This is a genomic window from Sporosarcina cyprini (assembly GCF_022048975.1).
Lineage (GTDB): Bacteria > Bacillota > Bacilli > Bacillales_A > Planococcaceae > Sporosarcina > Sporosarcina cyprini.
This window is the reverse complement of the sequence record NZ_JAKMHX010000030.1, coordinates 428,874-446,854: the sequence shown is the minus strand read 5'-3', so window position 1 is coordinate 446,854 and position 17,981 is coordinate 428,874. Positions and strand designations below refer to the sequence as shown.

The following is a 17,981-nucleotide window of genomic DNA, read 5'->3' as shown; positions in this document are numbered from 1 at the left end:
AGTGTTGTGAAATGGTTTCTGAAAAAAAATACCCAATGACAGTATCAGGTAAAAAGAAGCTGGAAGAAGAATTAGAATACTTGAAAACTGTAAAACGTAAAGAAGTAGTGGAGCGGATTAAGATTGCCCGTAGTTATGGCGACCTATCTGAAAACTCCGAATACGATTCAGCTAAAGAAGACCAAGCATTCGTGGAAGGTAAAATTTCGACTTTGGAATCAATGATCCGCAATGCGGTAATCATCACAGAAGATGAATTGAACAATGACGAAGTACAGATTGGGAAAACGGTTACATTCAAGGAATTGCCAGATGGCGATGAAGAAACGTATACCATTGTCGGCTCTGCTGAAGCGAATCCTATTGAAGGTCTTATCTCGAACGACTCGCCAATTGCGAAAGGCCTGATCGGCAAAAAGAAAGGCGACGAAGTTAAAATCATGACGCCAGGCGGAGAAATGTCCGTCACGATTGTAGAAATTAAATAATCAGCTTGCTAAAGCTTAATGGAAGAGCGATGAGACATTTGATACACGTCCCATCGCTCTTTCTAATTGAAAGGCCTAGCCTTGTTCGAGTGGATAGGGTTGTTTGCACCAGGCAATTATCTTCATCTTTCCAGTATATCAATACTTCCGGGCAATGCATTTCTTACTGAAGCTTTCTGGAAAGTGTTTCGGAGCTGTTGCAATCATTGAAATTTAATTAAATGAAACCTATTCGATTGAAAAAGAGTCAAATAGAGTAGTATCCTTTTGAGAAGGAAAGGGGAGGATTTTATGCCAAATCAAGATCCCAATTTTTCAAGGGTGAATCGCAAACGGAATAAAAGTCGATCCAATTTGATATTAAATGGCTTAATTGGCCTTGTTGTTGTACTCATTATCATAGTAGGAGCCTCTATCATCATAGGGGGCAAGGATGAAACGAAGGAAAAGGATCCAGAAACCGTTGAGACGAGCGGAGCATCTGGAGAGGAGTCCGAGGATTCTGGCATGGAAGAAGAACAGCCGGAAGATGGTTCCGAGCAGAACAGTGTGGATGAAAATGATACGGCTGGCGAAACGGAATCTGGCAATGACACATCAGATACCGATGGACAGACAGAATCTGATCAGGAAACGAATGTGACAGACGAAGCGGCAGAAGGGGAACTTGTCTCCGTGACACCGACCGATGAGAAAGTAGTGACAGAAACAGTTGTCAACGAATCTTGGGCACCAATCGGTACGGCACAAAGCGGAGAACATGTGTCATCGTATGACGGAGAATCAGTCGACTGGAATGAGAAAAAGAAAGCACTTGCTTATGCAACTGGCCTTTCGGAGGATTCCATGATTTTTTGGAAAATCAAAAACGGCGGCGGACCACAAAAGTCGATCGGCATCGTTTCTACTCGCGATAAATCCCAAATGTACAGAGTTTATCTTGAATGGGTTGACGGACAAGGCTGGCAACCTGTTAAAATGGATAAGTTAAGCACATTGGATTTTGACTACTGAGTGGAGGGAATGGCATGAAAATAGCAATCATCGGAGCGATGGAGCAGGAAGTGGAAATTCTGCGGGAAGCAATGACTTCCAAAACATCAGCCGCTGTAGCGAATTGTGAATTTATTGAAGGAAAGCTCGATGGGAAGGACGTCGTGCTTGTCAAAAGCGGCATAGGTAAGGTGAATGCTGCTATTGCCACTACATTGCTGATTCAGCTGCATCAGCCGGATGTCGTCATTAATACTGGTTCGGCAGGCGGTTTTTCCGAAACGCTGGACGTGGGCAGTGTTGTCATTTCGGATGAAGTTCGACACCATGATGTCGATGCCACGGCTTTCGGCTATGAAATAGGTCAAGTCCCTGGCATGCCGGCCGCTTTTATGTCGGATGAAAAACTAGCTGCGATTGCCAAAGAGGCGGTCGTGGAAGTGGGCGGACATACGTATGCAATCGGGCTTATCGCATCAGGCGACGTGTTCATGAGTGATCCGGCACGAGTGGAACAAGTGAGGGAAGCGTTCCCGAGCATGATTGCTGCAGAAATGGAAGCGGCGGCTGTTGCGCAAGTTTGCCATCAGTTCAATATGCCGTTCGTTGTTATTCGTGCACTCTCGGATATTGCAGGAAAAGAATCATCCATTTCGTTTGATGAATTTTTACCGACGGCTGCCAAACATTCGTCGGAAATTGTTCGGAAAGCGATATCGAAATTGTAAGACGGGTATGGTATGATGGAGTGAAGAACCTGTACAAGCGAGGAGTGATTTTCTTATGTTTTTCTTGATGACTGGAGCTTTCGTTGCAACAGCGGTCATTGCAGTTGTTATTATGCGTGAAGTCAGCACAGACTGATTGCGTGATCCAGCTGCCCACTGCAAGACGGAGAAAACATATGATGTCTGGATTTGCAATAGGAAAAAGGCGTTCCTTTCGCGGATTGAACACGCGGTTGGAACGCCTTTTCCTCTCGTTTCACGGTGCAGGATGTAGTGTAGGATGTTGTGCAGTTTATTCATTATATTCATGTTTGAATAACTGGTATAGTTTCACGATCGCACGTTTCTCAATTCTTGAAACGTAGCTTCTCGAAATGTTCAATTGTTCGGCGATTTCTTTTTGGGTCATCGGTTGATCATCGAGCAGTCCGTATCGCCTCTGGATAATTTCAAGTTCCCGGCTGTCAAGCTTGCCGAGATGCCGATAAAGACGATCCCTTTGTTCCTGTTGTTCCACTGTTTCAATTGGGGCTTCATCATCCGTTTGAAGCAGATCGGCAATTTGCAAGGATTGGCCGTCTTTGTCTGTGCCGATCGGATCAAAAAGGGAAACATCCTTTTGAACCTTCTTTTGCGTGCGCAAGAACATCAGTATTTCATTTTCAATGCATCGGGCCGCGTACGTAGCCAGTTTTGTCTTTCGGTCCGGTGTGAAACTGTTGACCGCCTTCATGAGTCCGATGGTTCCAATGGAAATGTAGTCGTCCAGTTGTTCGTGTTTTGGATGGAATTTTTTTACGACGTGTGCAACGAGGCGCATGTTTCTCTCGATCAGTTCATCCCGAGCGCTTTCGTCTCCTTCTGCAAGACGTTGTAAGCACTCGGCTTCCTCCGCTTTAGACAGCGGACGACGGAATGCCTGCCCACGGATATATCCGACTACTGCCGGAATTTCAAGCCACAGTTGGACAAGCGCCATGACGAATCCGCTCATCGGTCCACCTCCTGTGTCTTTGTATGACAGCATATGCGAACAGGTCGACTGATAGCACTGTAGACATGAACGATTCACCCGGCTGGTGGGGAAGATGAGACGCATGCAAAAAGGATGGATATGTTATAATCATTTTGAAATCGTCAGATGGAGTGGATATTTTTTGTACAAACAATTTTTACCGGGAGAATATGTGAAAGACATATATCAGATTAGGCCGGACACATTAATAGCACAGGGCATTAAAGGAATCATGACGGACTTGGATAATACCTTAGTCGAATGGGACCGTCCAGAAGCGACTCCAGAAGTCATTGAATGGATGAAAATGATGCGGGATGCAGGACTGAAAGTGGTTGTTGTATCAAATAATCATGAGCCTCGGGTCAGCACATTCTGTCAGCCTGCTGGTATTCCTTTTATTTTTGAGGCGAAAAAACCGTTAGGCAAAGGGTTCAGCAAGGCGCTTCGCCTAATGGGCCTGCCAAAGGAAGAAGTCGTCATGATAGGAGACCAGCTGTTGACGGATATACTGGGAGGAAATCGTTTTGGCGTCCGTACGATTCTTGTTATACCAGTCGCAAAGTCAGATGGCTTCGTGACAAGATTTAACCGGAAAGTCGAGAGGCGGATTATGAAGGGCCTTAAGCGGCGTGGAATGCTGGATTGGGAGGAATAAGCTTGGAACAATTAGTATGTATAGGATGCGGTGTACCGATCCAGACGGAAAATCCAAAAGGGGATGGCTATACACCGCCGGCTTCATTGGAAAAAGAGACAGTATTATGTCAGCGATGCTTCAGATTGCGGAATTACAATGAACTGCAACCAGTTTCGCTATCAGGCGATGATTTTTTGGCCATTTTAAACGGGATTGGCCAAAAGGATGGCATCGTAGTGAAAGTGGTCGATATTTTTGATTTCAATGGTAGCTGGATTCCGGGGCTACATCGGTTTGTCGGCAATAAGGATATCATATTGGTCGGCAATAAATCAGATGTCCTCCCTAAGTCGGTGAAAGAGGGCAAGCTGAAGAACTGGATGCGTGAGGAATCGAGAAAACTTGGGCTGAAGCCTGCTGAGATTTTACTCGTTTCCGCATATAAAGGGACAGGCATGGAAGAGGCGCTCGCTGCCATCGAAGAAATTCGAGGTGGCAAGGATGTATATGTTGTAGGCTGTACGAATGTCGGAAAATCCACTTTTATTAACAGGATCATCAAAAATGCAACAGGCATGGGTGATGTCATTACGACTTCTCATTTTCCGGGCACGACTTTGGACCTTGTCGAGATTCCGCTGGACGACGGCAAAGCAATATACGATACACCGGGCATTATTAATGACCACCAGATGGCGCATTATCTAGGGCCGAATGATTTAAAGGCGATCACGCCGAAAAAGGAACTAAAACCGAAAGTCTTTCAATTAAATGCTGAGCAGACACTGTATATCGGCGGTTTGGCACGCTTTGATTTCATCAGTGGCGACCGTTCCTCCTTTACGGTCCATGTGTCAAACAGCCTTCCGATTCACCGGACCAAACTTGAAAATGCGGATCAGTTATTTGCTGACCATCTCGGCGGACTGCTTTCACCTCCGACTGAGGAATCGATCGATGCATTGCCACCTCTAGTGCGGCATGAGTTTTCCATTAAGAAACCGAAGACTGACATTGTCATTTCCGGCCTTGGTTGGATTACAATTCAACATCCTGACGTAAAAATCGCGGTTCATGCACCTCGTGGTGTCAATGTTGAATTACGGCCGTCGCTCATATAGGAGGATTCATATGAAAAAGTGGTTTGCGGTTATTGGAGATCCGATTGCCCAGTCCATGTCTCCAGAGATGCATGGACGATGGTTCTCTGACAATGGAATTGATGCAGCTTATATACCAGTTCATGTAACAAGTGACCGTTTAGGACAAGCGGTGGAAGGCTTGAGGGAACTCGGCTGTAGTGGTTGGAATGTAACAGTGCCCCATAAGAGTGCAATTATCGAGCATCTTGATGAAATCGATCCTTTTGCAAGACAAATGAATGCGGTCAATACGGTAAAGGTTATGGAAGATGGTTCGCTGTTTGGGATGAATACGGACGGTATCGGTTTTGTCCGTTCCTTAGAGGAACAGTTCGGTAATTCAGGGAAAGAGAAAAACGTATTATTGATCGGGGCTGGTGGTGCAGCAAGAGGCATCGGTTACGCACTTGTATCCGAAGGGTATGGGCCGATTTCCTGTGCGAACCGCACGCTTGATAAAGCGGAACGCCTGGCGGGGGAATTGCATGCTGAAGCCATTTCGATAGAAGAAGCAGAAAAGCAGCTGGCTCGGTTCGGTCTTGTTATTCAAACGACTTCCGTTGGAATGAACTTCTCGGCAGGCGGCGCTCCGATTGATCCTTCAGAAATCCAAGCAGGCACCATTGTCTGTGATATTATTTATAACCCGTTGGAAACGGAATTTTTGAAACTGTCCCGTGAAGCGGGCGGGCATACAATGAATGGGGTTGGCATGTTCGTTCATCAAGGGGCGCGTTCTTTTCAGTCATGGACGGGAGTTCAGCCTGATACGAAGCAAATGATTGATATTATTACTAAAAAGCTCGGAGGAATATGATGTTAACTGGAAAACAAAAAAGCTATCTTCGCAGTGAGGCACACCACTTACAGCCAATTTTTCAAATTGGAAAAGGTGGATTGACGGATGCAATCATTAAACAGATTGAAGAGGCACTAGAAGCAAGAGAACTAATTAAAGTGAGCATTCTGCAAAACTGTGAAGAAGATAAGAACGAGGTTGCAGAAAAAATTGAGGCGGCTGGCATCGAGGTTGTACAGATTATCGGTAAAATCTTAGTCCTCTATAAGGAATCAAAAGAAAAGAAACGGATCGAGCTTCCGTAAGGAGAACTAGCATGAAACGGATCGGAATTCTTGGAGGGACGTTCAATCCGCCCCATATTGGGCATCTTATCATTGCAAACGAAGTGAAGCATACATTGGAGTTGGATGAAGTGCGCCTGATGCCTACTTCCATCCCTCCACACAAGCTTAATCCTTCTGATGCATCACCTGAGCAGCGTCTACGTATGGTCGAACTAGCGATTGATGGTGCGGCTGGTTTGACTGCCTCTTCATTTGAAGTGGATCGTGGCGGGATTTCCTATACCTATGAAACGATCGAAGCCTTGCGCACCCAAGAGCCAGATGCCGAGTTCTATTTCATAATTGGCGGCGATATGATCGATATGCTGCCATCATGGCATCGAATCGAAGAATTAGTAAAGATTGTAACGTTTGTCGGTGTTGGGAGACCGGGTACAATAGGAACGACGACATACCCTGTCCAGATGGTTGAGATCCCCGAAATCGATCTCTCCTCTACTGTGATCCGGGATCGGATCCGTACGGGTAGAACAGTTGAATTCCTTCTCCCGAAACCTGTAGAAAAGTATATCAGACAGGGGGGTTTGTATGTTGATTGAGGAATTGAAACGAGAAGTCGAAAAGAGGCTTCCCTCTCGACGTGTCGCGCATGTATTCCGAGTGGCAGAAACTGCAACAGCTCTTGCAAGCCTTTACTCTGTCGATCAGGAAAAAGTAGAAATTGCGGCCCTCTGCCATGATATTGCAAAAGCGATGGAGCGGGACAAGCTACGGTCAATTATTGAAGACAACGGAATGGACAGGCGTTACCTTTCCTATCCACATGAGCTCTGGCACGCTCCGGCTGGTACTGTTATTGCCAAAAAGGAATTCGGAATTACGGATGAAGATATTTTGAATGCCATCATGTATCACACGACTGGACGGAGAGGGATGTCAGACCTCGAGAAACTTATCTACATTGCAGATTTGATTGAGCCTGGCCGGGATTTTGCTGGTGTGGAGGATTTGCGCCTCATCGCACAGCTTTCCTTGGATGATGCGATGAAAGCAAGCATTTCTCATTCGCTCCAATATCTTATTGTGCAGCAGGCGATGATTTTTCCTGATTCGCTTGAGTGCTATAACGAGCACGTCCAAAAAGAGGATTAAACAACAAGGGCGGATAATTCGCCGGAAAATTAGAGATCGTTAAGAAAAGAGGACAAACATTATGCCGACATTACTTGAAATAGCATATAAAGCAGTAGACGACAAGAAAGGCGAAGACATCGTCGTATTGAACATGGAAGGGATTTCTTTGATCGCCGACCAATTTATTATTACGCATGCCAATTCCGAGCGACAAGTGCAAGCGATTGCCCGTGAAGTTTCGGAGAAAGCATCCGAGAACGGCCATGACGTGAAACGGGTGGAAGGTATGGACAACGGCCGTTGGGTCCTAGTGGATTTAGGTGACGTAGTCGTTCATGTATTCCACCGTGACGAGAGAGGTTATTATAACTTGGAAAAACTATGGGGAGATGCCCCGATGCTCGATATGGCGGATCAGTATGAATGACAGCTACACACATTTTGCGTCCGTCTATGATGAATTGATGGATGATATCCCGTATGACCAATATGTCGAACTGGCAGAGGAGGCAATGGGGCCTCTGCAAGGTAAACGGCTGCTTGATATCGGATGCGGCACGGGACTGTTATCGGTCAAATTTGCCAAAAAAGGCGCCGCTGTGACGGGGCTCGATCTTTCGGCCGATATGCTCGCAGTCGCGTCTGAGCGGGCGAGCTCGCTGAATCTTGAAATTTCTTTCATCGAGCAGCCTATGGAGAAAATGGATATACCAGGTACATTTGACGGGGCTGTCATCGCAATAGATTCATTGAATTATGTGAAGGAGAAAGAGGATGTCGCCCAAACTTTTCGCAAGATTTATGATTTGCTTGTAGTAGGCGGCGTCCTGCTATTCGATGTCCATTCAACATATAAGACGGATGACGTTTTCATGGAGGCTCCTTTCGTTTTCGATAACGGCAGAATTGCATACATATGGCAAACCGAAGAAGGGGACGAGGAGCATTCCGTCTATTCGGAGCTGGCATTTTTCGTTCGGAACGAAAGTGGCATGTATCGCCGTTTTGATGAAGTTCATTATCAAAGGACGTTTGATACATACACTTATGTCGAGATGTTGAATGAAGCTGGCTTTACAATTGAAAGGATTTTTGCAGATTGGGAAGATGAGCCGCCGCATGAAGAGAGTGAGCGCATCTTTTTTCAAGTAAGGAAATAGGGACTTCCGTTTTAAACAGGAATCCTATATAGTAAAGATGACTCCATATGGATGCCGAGATGAAAGGGGAAGATTCCGTTTTTATCGATCGTATCCAGCAAATGGCGTAAACTTTTAACCCCCTTACTTGCTGTCGCAATTGTTACCGTTCTATTGTTCTTACCCCGAGGACAGGCTACTAATGATCAGCTAGCCGACGGTACACTCCCAATCTCTCAACTGATAGAAACGCTAGAAATAGATGAAGTGAACGAATTGGAAACGATCGATCCTGTTCAGCCGTCACCTGTTATGGTGGATGTTAAAGGAGCGGTCAGATACCCGGGCGTCTACTCCTTGACGGATGAAAGCCGGCTGATTGATGCAATCGAAGCAGCTGGCGGATACTTGCAGGATGCCGATTCCCGGCTATTGAACCACGCAATGAAACTGAAAGATGAACTGGTCATTTATGTTCCTGCAATAGGTGAAACGATGGACAATGTTTCCTCTGACTCGCTTCTGATCGAAGTTGCAGGTGCTGAAGACGACGGAACTGTCAACATCAATACAGCTACCGAACAAGAATTGATGACCATTCCAGGAATCGGCCCATCTAAAGCTGCGGCTATTCTTCAATATCGGGAGGAGCATGGATCATTTCCAACCAAGGATTCCTTAATGAAAGTGTCCGGCATTGGCCAGAAGACATTTGAGAAATTGGAATCGTTCATTTCAGTAAAGTAATAATTGAAAAATGATCGGAGGCATACATATGGAGCGTATTACGTGGGATCAATTCTTCATGGCTCAATGCCATTTGCTTGCTGTCAGAAGTACTTGCACGCGACTTGCTGTTGGCGCAACCATTGTGCGTGACAACCGGATTATCGCAGGAGGCTATAACGGTTCTATTTCCGGAGGCGACCATTGCATCGACCATGGATGTTATGTCGTAGGCAATCATTGTGTTCGGACAATCCATGCGGAAATGAACGCCCTGCTGCAATGTGCCAAATACGGTAGTCCGGTCGGCGGATCATCACTTTATGTAACACATTTCCCTTGTTTGCAATGTTCCAAAGCTATTATCCAAGCCGGTATTAAGCATGTGTATTATGCCAAGGATTACAAAAATGATGAATATGCCATTCAGCTATTCAATCAGTCCGGCGTGTCGATTAAGCATATTCCATTCGATGAACGTTCCATCGACTTCGCTTATGATGAGAAGAGGATGCTGATCGAAGAATTGCTGCAAAAAATGGATTCTTGCGGCATGGACCATGAAGAGCTTGTCCCTTTGAAGAAAAGGGCTGATGACTTATTTGGCGGAAGCTTTTAGACGTTCGACTTATTTATCTTGCAATACCAGTGGCCGTTTCCGCATTTGCGGCATACGGCCAATCTCAACTGCTCTGGCTGAATGCCTGCCTGATACCCGTACTCCTCTTCGGGAAACGCAGCATTCTCAGTTTTCTCCTCGCTTTTCTCGCAGCTATTACCTCCTATTATTTCATCTCCACTTCGATTCCAAAGAAAACTGAATACCGATCTGATACGATCTCTTTTGTTTGGTCGGATTCCGTCAAAATTGACGGTAGCAAAGTGAAAGGCTTTGCCAAAACAACTGCTGGTGATCGTGTTTATGTAACTTATACTTTTCAGAACGAGCAGGAAAAAGTGCGTTTTCTTCGTGCTCATATTCCCTTATATATCTTTACAGGCAGCGGGAGCTACACCGAACCCATTCCTGCATCCCATCCCTATTCATTCGATATGCAGCGTTATTTAAGAATGAACGGAGCTGCCGACATATTTGAAGTGGACCAGATCATGGAGAGCGGGACGGCGAAAGGTCCACTTGTGAAATTGTCTGAATGGAGATACCGTGCGAAATTGCATATACAGACAGCCTTTCCTGCCCCTTTACGAACCGAGGCGGAAGCACTTCTGATCGGGGATCGAAGCGGTATGGACGACGAGTTGTCTGCTGCTTATCGCACTTTAGGCATTACCCATCTATTCGCGATATCCGGCTTGCATGTAGGGTTAATGACCTTTTTGATCCGCCATCTGCTCATCCGCTTTTCTATACGCGTAGAAACTGTCGATACGCTTTTGATTGTGCTGCTGCCTTGTTATGCTGTGCTGGCCGGCGGAGCGCCTTCTGTTTGGCGAGCTGTTTCTGTAACGGTGCTATTGCTTCTTACGGCAAGTGGCAGACTGAAAATCCGGATGGACGATGCGCTGGCTGCCAGTGCGGCCTTGTTCATTTTGCTGGCTCCCCACGTTATCTTTCAACCTGGTTTTCAATTAAGCTACGCGGCGGCGATTTCGCTTGTTTATTCGTCAGGAATTCTTTTACAAGGGAAATCTGCATGGGTGACCTCCTTATTAGTCACTTCTATTACACAGATCGCCTTGTATCCTATCTTGCTGTATCATTTCTATGAAATTTCTATCTCCTCCTTTCTTGTTAATCTCTTTTACGTACCGTTGTATTCTGTCGTAATTCTGCCAATGAATATACTGCTCTTTGTCACTTCTTTGGCTATGCCTCCTATTGCAACATTTTTGTTTGCATTTTATACACCACTCAGACTCGGTATCGGCTCTATTACGATGTATGCAGCAGGGTTGCCTTTTCAGCTATGGACACCCGGCAGACCGGACCCGCTGTTGGCATGCTTTGCTGTCGTTTGTATTTTGCTTTTTTTCATTGCCATGGAGAAGAAGTGGCACTGGAAGAAGAGCGTTGTATTAATCATTTTCCCCGTACTGTTGATCCAGTGGAAACCTTATCTGGATTCTGACAGTAAGATCACCTATCTGGATGTCGGACAAGGTGATAGTATCGTGCTCCAGCTTCCATATAGAAGGGCGGTATATGTTATTGACACAGGAGGAACGGTATCCTTTGGCGATCCAACATGGAAAACGCCTGATAATTCTTTTGAGGTCGGAAGGAATATCGTAGTTCCTTTTTTAAAAGGGCAGGGGATAACGAAAGTGGATAAATTGATACTTACGCATGCAGACAGCGACCATATTGAAGGAGCTGACGAATTGATTGAGGAACTGAAGGTTAAGGAAATCCATATACCTCCAGGCAGCGAATGGGAGCAGACAATGGTACCCATCATCGGTATGGCGTTGGACAGACGTATTCCAATTGTTTCGGCTTCGGAAGGGACGGAGTGGGCAAAGGGGAGGATACATTTCGAATATCTGAGTCCTGAAAAAGGTCGTTACAAGGGAAATGATAGCTCTCTTGTACTTCTGTTAAAGACCGAAGAACTCGCTTTTCTCTTTACGGGAGATATGGAGGTAGAAGGGGAGGAGCAATTTATTCGGAAGTACAGGGAACGGGATTTTGGCCGGGTCGTACTGAAGGCGGGCCATCATGGAAGCCGGACATCCAGTACCGATGAGTTTATCGCGATGCTGTCTCCGGAAACGGCAATCATTTCAGCCGGCAGGAACAATCGATACGGGCATCCGCATCCAGAAGTGTTGGAGATATTACGTACAAACGGGGTAGCTGTCCTGTCTACTGCGGAGAAAGGCTCCATCACGGTTACAGTCCGGGGCGGGGACTATGTCATTTCAGCTATGCACTAATCAAAACGGACAACCGTGGCCACTTTGGGCTGCAGTTGTCCGTTTCTTTCGCGTGTATTAGCGTGCGACGAAGTCGACGATTGTAGCAATAACGAAAATTGCGGAGAATCCTATGAAAGCTACGACGAATCCGACTCCTGAGTCAATTAAATCATTGCGTTTGGACTGAACGTCCTTTTCGAAATCATGCATTGCTACACCTCCTGATTCCTTTCTAGTATAGATGATAAGAATGGAAAAATCCATAACTATCCGTTTTATATGACTTGATTTGAACAAACGACACAAATTGTTCATAGAGGGACAGGTTTGCGTTATAATGAGGTACAGATGGAGGTGGGATCATGGCAAATGCACAATGGAAAAAAATCGAGTCAGGGCAGCTGGCATCCGTTTATTTGTTAACCGGAGTGGAGCAGCATATATTCGACTCGACGATTAAACGAATTGTGAAAGCGATGCCTGATATCGAGGAATCGTCCATTATCCGATACGATTTGGATGAGACCCCTGTGGAAATTGTTCTGGAAGAGGCAGATACGCTCCCTTTCCTGGAAGATCGAAAATTAATTATCGCGAATAACGCCTCCTTTTTGAAAGCGTCAGATAAATCAAAGGAAAAAGTGGTACATAATCTCGAATATCTTCAAAGTTGGCTGTCGAATCCTTCGCCAACAGCGATCGTTGTGTTTGTGGCACCATATGAGAAACTGGATGGGCGACTGCGCGTGACGAAAACGATATTGCAGAAAGCGGAAGTAATTGAAGCGGCTCGGTTGACAGGACGCGACTTGACTACGTGGATTCAGCAGGAAGCAGGATCTTATGGAGTTCAAATTTCAGCAGAAACATCCCAGCTCTTAGTCGACTGGGCCGGTGATGATATGCTCATGCTGTCAAACGAACTATTAAAAATCGCATTGTTTATGGGCAACGACGGGGAAGTGACAGAGGATATTATTGAAAAACTGGTGCCTAGGACGCCTGAAATGGATGTTTTTCGTTTAACCGATGCGTATCTGGCAGGAAAAGTGAAAGAAGCTATTTCGATCTATCATGATCTGTTGCGAAATGGAGAAGAGCCGATTATGCTCACCTCGCTCTTGGCTGGACAGATTAGATTGATGGTTCATGTATCTTCCCTGCAGCGTAAAGGATACCATGGGCAGCAAATCGCGAAGACGTTGAATGTCCATCCGTATCGAGTGAAGCTGATGATGGAAAATCGGCAATTGCCATCGATGGACAGGCTGCTGGAACTGTTATCAAAGCTTGCGGAAATTGACTACAAGCTCAAATCTTCAAGCGGCAAGCGCGAACGGATATTGGAATTGTTTTTCATGGAGCCAATGCGATTGTAGAACGTAACCTGGTTAAAAAAGAATAGTAAAAACAAAACAAGCTGTCTACGAAGCAATGATTGCGACGTAGACAGCTTGTCTTTCGGTTGTCCGGCACTTCCCCGGACTAGTTATTACAACGCTTTTTTCGTTAGTCGAGCTTTTTGACGAGCTGCAGTGTTCTTGTGGATAAGACCTTTGCGTGCAGCAGAGTCCAATTTTTTAACCGCGTCCTTCAAAAGTTCAGGAGCGTTCTCTTCTTTATTGATAAGCGCAGTATCAGCTTTACGTACAGCTGTACGCATTGCAGCTTTTACTTGAGAGTTTTGCTCATTCGCAGCAGCGCTTTGTTTTACGCGCTTGATAGCACCTTTAATGTTTGGCATTCCATTCACCTCCAATTTCAGGTAAGACAAGAGTGTTTCCAAAGTGATCCGGATTCTCTTTACAACATTAACATTTTAGCAAACAGCCTGCAATAACGCAATAAAAATATGCAAAGAATATTTCCTTGACACGTCGTGCAAACTGAATCAGAGGTGATGACAAAATGGGAAAGTATGATTTTTACCGGACTGATTTAGTTGTAGAAGACGATGAGATGGTTCGCCATCAAACAAAGGAAGAAAAAGAGACGCTGGAGGAGACGAAGGACGTTCTTTTTGATGAAACGAGACAAGGCAGGGTCATTGTCACGAAAGTAAAGATTTTGCCCGAAGCGGAAGAACGGATCGGAAAGAAGGCAGGTTCCTACGTTACGCTTACTATGCCTACTTTGCGTTACGACGATGTTGAGGGGATCGAAGATATGACCAAGCTTCTGATGAAGCAATTGGACGACATGCTGGAAGAGGTCCGTCTGCCTGCTAATGGAAAAATCCTGTTTATCGGTCTTGGCAATCGGGAAGTGACACCCGATGCAGTTGGACCGCTTACGATGGATCGGATGAAAGAAATTGTGCCAAAATACTTTTCTAATGAAGGGGCAGAAGTGTATGTATATGCTCCTGGCGTCACAATTCAAACCGGTCTGGAGACGGCTGAATTTGTAGGAGCCGTCATTGATAAGATTCAGCCTGATTTGCTGATCGTTATCGATGCACTAGCCGCAAAGGATAGTTCAAGGCTTTGCAGGACAATCCAAATGACGGATACTGGTATCCATCCGGGTTCAGGTGTTGGGAACAGCCGAAAGGAAGTGTCGAAAGAGACGCTGGGGATCCCCGTCGTTGCGATCGGGATTCCGACGGTAGTGGATGGTCCTGTATTAATTGCGGATGCAATCGATACAATGTTCAGTTATATCGCTTCTAAAATTGAGGATGAATCCCGGCCATCTTCGAAATTAACGGTATCCAATTGGTTATACGAAGTGAACAAAGACGCGGACCGTTCCAAGCTCATTCCAATATTCGGTGATTGGTCGTCCTGGCCGCATGAGGATCGAATTCATTTGTTTGAAGAAGTATTATCGAACCGTGAATTGAATACATTCATTTCACCGAAGGAAATAGATGCATGGGTTTATCTCTATGCTGATGCTTTATCTGGAGCGCTTTTCAATTGGATTGATAAATTGAAATCTAGTCATTGATAGATTCCCCCGGGCATATAGATGGAGCACGGGGGGATGCCAATTGAAAAAATCGATGCAAATCTGGATTGCCGCCATAGCCATTCTCTTCCTTTTCCCTATCGTCATGCAATTTCTTCCTGAAGGGACGTCCGTGACTTCGACAAAAATCATAAAAGACAATGCGTTCATCGTGTACGCGTCAAATGTCACGGAAGAAGTCGAACCGGAAAAAGAAGAAACAAAAGCAGCGAATGTAGCAAATGTATTACTGTATTTTACTCATTCCCATGAAGCATATGAACCGATGACGAAAGCGGCTGATGGGATCGTTTCCACTTCTCATCAGACGGAGAATGTCATGAAGCTTGGTGCAAAGCTGAAGAGCCAATTAGCCATTAACGGGATTGAAGCAAACACGATTGATATTGATAACAGCAAGGAAATGCGTAAAAAAGGAATCCCTTATAGCAGGTCGTATGCGGAGATCAGGCCGCATGTAAAAAAAGCGATTGAACAACAACCATACGATCTTGTTATCGACCTTCACAGGGATTCGGTCGGTCAGGAAAAGACGACATTAGAATATGAGGGGCAACGATACGCGAAAGTGGCGTTTGTTCTCGGGACGGATCATCCGCAATACAAGCAGAACATGGAAAAGGTCCTACTGGTCAAACGTGAAATGGATAAACTGGTGCCAGGGATTACAAAAGATATTATTCCTAAGGGCGGCCCAGGTGTCGATGGGAAATACAATCAAGATCTTGATCCATCGATCATTCTCGTTGAATTGGGTGGAATCGGCAATACAGAGGATGAATTAAATCGAACCATCGCGGTCCTGGCGGAAGCAATCGGGCACGTCATGGATTCGACGCAGGCTGAATAGCAGGAAAGACGGAGAGGAATGCATCTTCTCCGTCTTTTTGGTTTTCAGAGGTACGCAACACGACTTTCAAAGACGAGCTAAATTCCTTCTTTTATTCCTGATTAAACCGCTTGGCGTGGAATAATAAATCAACTTCTATTGTGATTTGATAAGAATTTATAACATGTTGCGTCGTTATTTGCTATAATGCAAATAGCTTAAATAGGAGTGAACTGCACAATGAATCATGATGAGAGATTGGCACGTCAAAAGAATATTAGAAACTTTTCCATCATCGCTCATATAGATCACGGGAAATCGACGTTGGCCGATCGGATCTTAGAGAAGACGGAAACGCTCAGCTCCCGTGAATTGAAGTCCCAAACGTTGGACTCGATGGATTTAGAGCGGGAACGCGGAATTACTATTAAACTGAATGCGGTTCAATTGACGTATACCGCAAAAAATGGTGAAGATTATACTTTCCATTTGATCGATACTCCGGGACATGTGGACTTTACATATGAAGTATCCCGAAGCCTTGCAGCTTGTGAAGGGGCTATCCTTGTTGTCGACGCTGCGCAAGGCATTGAAGCACAGACGCTGGCGAACGTTTACTTAGCCCTCGATAACGATCTTGAAATATTGCCGGTCATTAATAAAATCGATTTGCCGGCAGCAGATCCGGATCGGGTTAAACAGGAAATTGAAGATGTTATCGGACTGGATGCTTCTGAAGCAGTGCTCGCCTCAGCAAAAGCGGGTATCGGAATCGAAGACATTCTAGAACAAATTGTCGAGAAAGTACCAGCTCCGTCCGGCGATCCAGAAGCGCCGCTCAAAGCGTTGATCTTTGATTCCCATTATGACCAGTACAAAGGAGTCATCGTCAATATACGTATTGTGGAAGGAACTGTGCGTCCCGGAGATAAAATCCGGATGATGGCAACGGGCAAAGAATTTGAAGTCATTGAGACGGGTGTTTTCACGCCAAATATCTCGCTTCGCGATGAATTGACCGTTGGTGACGTAGGTTTCTTATCAGCCTCGATTAAAAATGTTGGCGATACACGAGTCGGGGATACAGTAACAAATGCCAAGAGACCGGCAAGCGAGCCGCTGCCAGGTTATCGAAAGATGAATCCGATGGTGTTCTGTGGTTTGTATCCAATTGATTCAAACCGGTACGTCGACTTGCGGGAAGCGCTTGAAAAATTAGAGCTGAATGATTCTGCCCTCGAATTCGAAGCGGAAACATCGCAAGCGCTCGGTTTCGGCTACCGCTGTGGTTTTCTCGGACTTCTCCATATGGAGATCATCCAAGAGCGGATTGAACGGGAATTTAAAATCGATTTGATTACTACAGCACCAAGCGTTATTTACAATGTCGTGATGACGGACGGTTCCGAAGTGAAAGTGGACAATCCGTCCATGATGCCGAATGCACAAAAGATCGATTATGTGGAAGAGCCATATGTCAAAGCTTCCATCATGGTGCCGAACGATTATGTAGGGTCGGTCATGGAGCTCTGCCAAAACAAGCGGGGGAACTTCGTCACGATGGATTATTTGGATGCGTCCCGTGTCAATATCATTTACGAACTGCCGTTGGCTGAGATCGTCTATGACTTTTTCGATCAATTGAAATCCGGCACAAAAGGATACGCTTCCCTTGACTATGAATTAATTGGCTACAAGCAATCGAAGCTTGTCAAGATGGACATTCTTCTCAATGGAGAACAAGTCGATGCGCTCAGTTTCATTGTGCATCGTGATTTCAGCTATGAAAGAGGAAAAGCGATAGTCGAGAAGCTAAAGTCGCTGATCCCGCGCCAGCAGTTTGAAGTACCGGTGCAAGCCGCTGTCGGCCAAAAGATCGTTGCTCGATCGACTATCAAATCCATCGGTAAAAACGTTTTGGCGAAATGTTATGGCGGAGATATTTCACGTAAACGGAAATTGTTAGAGAAACAAAAAGAAGGTAAGAAACGGATGAAGCAAGTCGGCTCCGTGGAAGTTCCTCAAGAAGCCTTCATGGCCGTCTTGAAAATGGATGAGGATTAATGCAATAACTGACTAAGCGGGGTCCTTCGGGGCCTCGTTTTTCATTACATGGTACTGGAATCTTTAAGCGAGAGCAGCATTCTCTTGGCTTTCCAACCCGTTTCCAAGTGCGTTTCCCTTTTCATGCATAGGATTTAAGTCTAT

21 protein-coding genes are annotated in these 17,981 nt (G+C 45.5%); 18 read left to right on the top strand and 3 right to left on the bottom strand.

The window, feature by feature from the left end; all coding sequences use genetic code 11:
- Window positions 1–11 precede the first annotated feature (11 nt).
- The 3 genes from greA to mtnN all read left to right on the top strand — a co-directional run bounded on the left by greA (window position 12) and on the right by mtnN (window position 2,209).
- Complete coding sequence (greA, locus tag L7D49_RS14885; protein ID WP_238082203.1) at window positions 12–488, top strand: transcription elongation factor GreA; 477 nt, start codon at window positions 12–14, stop codon at window positions 486–488.
- Between the two features lie 291 nt (window positions 489–779).
- Entirely contained in the window at window positions 780–1,502 is a 723-nt protein-coding gene (locus L7D49_RS14880; RefSeq protein ID WP_238082201.1) for a YrrS family protein, read from the top strand.
- Window positions 1,503–1,516: 14 nt separating this feature from the next.
- Window positions 1,517–2,209, top strand: a complete 693-nt coding sequence (gene mtnN / locus L7D49_RS14875) for a 5'-methylthioadenosine/S-adenosylhomocysteine nucleosidase (protein WP_238082199.1) — start codon at window positions 1,517–1,519, stop codon at window positions 2,207–2,209.
- A gap of 292 nt (window positions 2,210–2,501) precedes the next feature.
- Here mtnN and sigK read toward each other — a convergent pair whose 3' ends face one another.
- On the bottom strand, window positions 2,502–3,203 hold the full coding sequence (gene sigK / locus L7D49_RS14870) for an RNA polymerase sporulation sigma factor SigK (protein ID WP_238082197.1): 702 nt from the start codon (window positions 3,201–3,203) through the stop codon (window positions 2,502–2,504).
- A 103-nt stretch (window positions 3,204–3,306) separates the two neighbouring features.
- Here sigK and L7D49_RS14865 point away from each other — a divergent pair, with 103 nt between their 5' ends.
- The 11 genes from L7D49_RS14865 to L7D49_RS14815 all read left to right on the top strand — a co-directional run bounded on the left by L7D49_RS14865 (window position 3,307) and on the right by L7D49_RS14815 (window position 11,989).
- Entirely contained in the window at window positions 3,307–3,882 is a 576-nt protein-coding gene (locus tag L7D49_RS14865) for a YqeG family HAD IIIA-type phosphatase (RefSeq protein WP_238082793.1), read from the top strand.
- Window positions 3,879–4,985, top strand: a complete 1,107-nt coding sequence (yqeH, locus tag L7D49_RS14860; RefSeq protein ID WP_238082791.1) for a ribosome biogenesis GTPase YqeH — start codon at window positions 3,879–3,881, stop codon at window positions 4,983–4,985. Before L7D49_RS14865 ends, yqeH begins: the two co-directional genes overlap by 4 nt.
- A 10-nt stretch (window positions 4,986–4,995) precedes the next feature.
- Window positions 4,996–5,823: a shikimate dehydrogenase gene (gene aroE, locus L7D49_RS14855; RefSeq protein ID WP_238082195.1), complete on the top strand. Its 828-nt coding sequence runs from the start codon at window positions 4,996–4,998 to the stop codon at window positions 5,821–5,823.
- Window positions 5,823–6,110, top strand: coding sequence for a ribosome assembly RNA-binding protein YhbY (yhbY, locus tag L7D49_RS14850; RefSeq protein ID WP_238082193.1), 288 nt, complete (start codon window positions 5,823–5,825; stop codon window positions 6,108–6,110). Before aroE ends, yhbY begins: the two co-directional genes overlap by 1 nt.
- An 11-nt stretch (window positions 6,111–6,121) precedes the next feature.
- Window positions 6,122–6,691 (top strand): nicotinate-nucleotide adenylyltransferase, encoded by a 570-nt coding sequence (locus L7D49_RS14845; RefSeq protein ID WP_238082191.1) that lies wholly within the window; start codon window positions 6,122–6,124, stop codon window positions 6,689–6,691.
- Window positions 6,681–7,244, top strand: a complete 564-nt coding sequence (gene yqeK, locus L7D49_RS14840; RefSeq protein ID WP_238082189.1) for a bis(5'-nucleosyl)-tetraphosphatase (symmetrical) YqeK — start codon at window positions 6,681–6,683, stop codon at window positions 7,242–7,244. Before L7D49_RS14845 ends, yqeK begins: the two co-directional genes overlap by 11 nt.
- Before the next feature lie 61 nt (window positions 7,245–7,305).
- The gene (gene rsfS, locus L7D49_RS14835; RefSeq protein WP_238082187.1) at window positions 7,306–7,653 is read left to right on the top strand and encodes a ribosome silencing factor; all 348 of its coding nucleotides are present in this window, start codon (window positions 7,306–7,308) and stop codon (window positions 7,651–7,653) included.
- Window positions 7,646–8,386 (top strand): class I SAM-dependent DNA methyltransferase, encoded by a 741-nt coding sequence (locus tag L7D49_RS14830; protein WP_238082184.1) that lies wholly within the window; start codon window positions 7,646–7,648, stop codon window positions 8,384–8,386. Before rsfS ends, L7D49_RS14830 begins: the two co-directional genes overlap by 8 nt.
- 246 nt (window positions 8,387–8,632) lie before the next feature.
- Window positions 8,633–9,112 (top strand): helix-hairpin-helix domain-containing protein, encoded by a 480-nt coding sequence (locus L7D49_RS14825; RefSeq protein WP_238082182.1) that lies wholly within the window; start codon window positions 8,633–8,635, stop codon window positions 9,110–9,112.
- Between the two features lie 28 nt (window positions 9,113–9,140).
- Window positions 9,141–9,710, top strand: a complete 570-nt coding sequence (locus L7D49_RS14820) for a ComE operon protein 2 (protein WP_238082181.1) — start codon at window positions 9,141–9,143, stop codon at window positions 9,708–9,710.
- Window positions 9,711–9,739: 29 nt separating this feature from the next.
- The gene (locus L7D49_RS14815) at window positions 9,740–11,989 is read left to right on the top strand and encodes a DNA internalization-related competence protein ComEC/Rec2 (protein WP_238082178.1); all 2,250 of its coding nucleotides are present in this window, start codon (window positions 9,740–9,742) and stop codon (window positions 11,987–11,989) included.
- A gap of 57 nt (window positions 11,990–12,046) precedes the next feature.
- Here the strand turns inward: L7D49_RS14815 and L7D49_RS14810 are convergent, their stop codons facing one another.
- Complete coding sequence (locus L7D49_RS14810; RefSeq protein WP_238082176.1) at window positions 12,047–12,181, bottom strand: YqzM family protein; 135 nt, start codon at window positions 12,179–12,181, stop codon at window positions 12,047–12,049.
- Window positions 12,182–12,333: 152 nt separating this feature from the next.
- On the opposite strand from L7D49_RS14810, the gene holA reads away from it, so the two are divergent.
- Complete coding sequence (gene holA / locus L7D49_RS14805; protein WP_238082174.1) at window positions 12,334–13,350, top strand: DNA polymerase III subunit delta; 1,017 nt, start codon at window positions 12,334–12,336, stop codon at window positions 13,348–13,350.
- A gap of 113 nt (window positions 13,351–13,463) precedes the next feature.
- Here holA and rpsT read toward each other — a convergent pair whose 3' ends face one another.
- Entirely contained in the window at window positions 13,464–13,715 is a 252-nt protein-coding gene (rpsT, locus tag L7D49_RS14800; protein ID WP_184210284.1) for a 30S ribosomal protein S20, read from the bottom strand.
- Window positions 13,716–13,879: 164 nt separating this feature from the next.
- Between rpsT and gpr the strand changes: the two genes are divergently transcribed.
- The 3 genes from gpr (at window position 13,880) to lepA (ending at window position 17,837) form a co-directional block, all read left to right on the top strand.
- On the top strand, window positions 13,880–14,923 hold the full coding sequence (gpr, locus tag L7D49_RS14795) for a GPR endopeptidase (protein WP_238082172.1): 1,044 nt from the start codon (window positions 13,880–13,882) through the stop codon (window positions 14,921–14,923).
- Between the two features lie 43 nt (window positions 14,924–14,966).
- Window positions 14,967–15,794 (top strand): stage II sporulation protein P, encoded by an 828-nt coding sequence (spoIIP, locus tag L7D49_RS14790; protein WP_238082170.1) that lies wholly within the window; start codon window positions 14,967–14,969, stop codon window positions 15,792–15,794.
- A 219-nt stretch (window positions 15,795–16,013) separates the two neighbouring features.
- The gene (lepA, locus tag L7D49_RS14785; RefSeq protein WP_238082168.1) at window positions 16,014–17,837 is read left to right on the top strand and encodes a translation elongation factor 4; all 1,824 of its coding nucleotides are present in this window, start codon (window positions 16,014–16,016) and stop codon (window positions 17,835–17,837) included.
- Window positions 17,838–17,981: the final 144 nt, after the last annotated feature.

Excerpts from the sequence above, each read along its gene's own strand:
- yqeK (WP_238082189.1), top strand. The coding sequence starts at position 6,681 with ATGTTGATTGAGGAATTGAAACGAGAAGTCGAAAAGAGGCTTCCCTCT.
- L7D49_RS14830 (WP_238082184.1), top strand. The coding sequence starts at position 7,646 with ATGAATGACAGCTACACACATTTTGCGTCCGTCTATGATGAATTGATG.
- L7D49_RS14865 (WP_238082793.1), top strand. The coding sequence starts at position 3,307 with ATGCAAAAAGGATGGATATGTTATAATCATTTTGAAATCGTCAGATGG.
- mtnN (WP_238082199.1), top strand. The coding sequence starts at position 1,517 with ATGAAAATAGCAATCATCGGAGCGATGGAGCAGGAAGTGGAAATTCTG.
- aroE (WP_238082195.1), top strand. The coding sequence starts at position 4,996 with ATGAAAAAGTGGTTTGCGGTTATTGGAGATCCGATTGCCCAGTCCATG.
- L7D49_RS14820 (WP_238082181.1), top strand. The coding sequence starts at position 9,141 with ATGGAGCGTATTACGTGGGATCAATTCTTCATGGCTCAATGCCATTTG.
- sigK (WP_238082197.1), bottom strand. The coding sequence starts at position 3,203 with ATGAGCGGATTCGTCATGGCGCTTGTCCAACTGTGGCTTGAAATTCCG.
- yhbY (WP_238082193.1), top strand. The coding sequence starts at position 5,823 with ATGTTAACTGGAAAACAAAAAAGCTATCTTCGCAGTGAGGCACACCAC.
- holA (WP_238082174.1), top strand. The coding sequence starts at position 12,334 with ATGGCAAATGCACAATGGAAAAAAATCGAGTCAGGGCAGCTGGCATCC.
- rsfS (WP_238082187.1), top strand. The coding sequence starts at position 7,306 with ATGCCGACATTACTTGAAATAGCATATAAAGCAGTAGACGACAAGAAA.
- gpr (WP_238082172.1), top strand. The coding sequence starts at position 13,880 with ATGGGAAAGTATGATTTTTACCGGACTGATTTAGTTGTAGAAGACGAT.
- rpsT (WP_184210284.1), bottom strand. The coding sequence starts at position 13,715 with ATGCCAAACATTAAAGGTGCTATCAAGCGCGTAAAACAAAGCGCTGCT.
- L7D49_RS14810 (WP_238082176.1), bottom strand. The coding sequence starts at position 12,181 with ATGCATGATTTCGAAAAGGACGTTCAGTCCAAACGCAATGATTTAATT.
- L7D49_RS14880 (WP_238082201.1), top strand. The coding sequence starts at position 780 with ATGCCAAATCAAGATCCCAATTTTTCAAGGGTGAATCGCAAACGGAAT.
- lepA (WP_238082168.1), top strand. The coding sequence starts at position 16,014 with ATGAATCATGATGAGAGATTGGCACGTCAAAAGAATATTAGAAACTTT.
- L7D49_RS14845 (WP_238082191.1), top strand. The coding sequence starts at position 6,122 with ATGAAACGGATCGGAATTCTTGGAGGGACGTTCAATCCGCCCCATATT.
- greA (WP_238082203.1), top strand. The coding sequence starts at position 12 with ATGGTTTCTGAAAAAAAATACCCAATGACAGTATCAGGTAAAAAGAAG.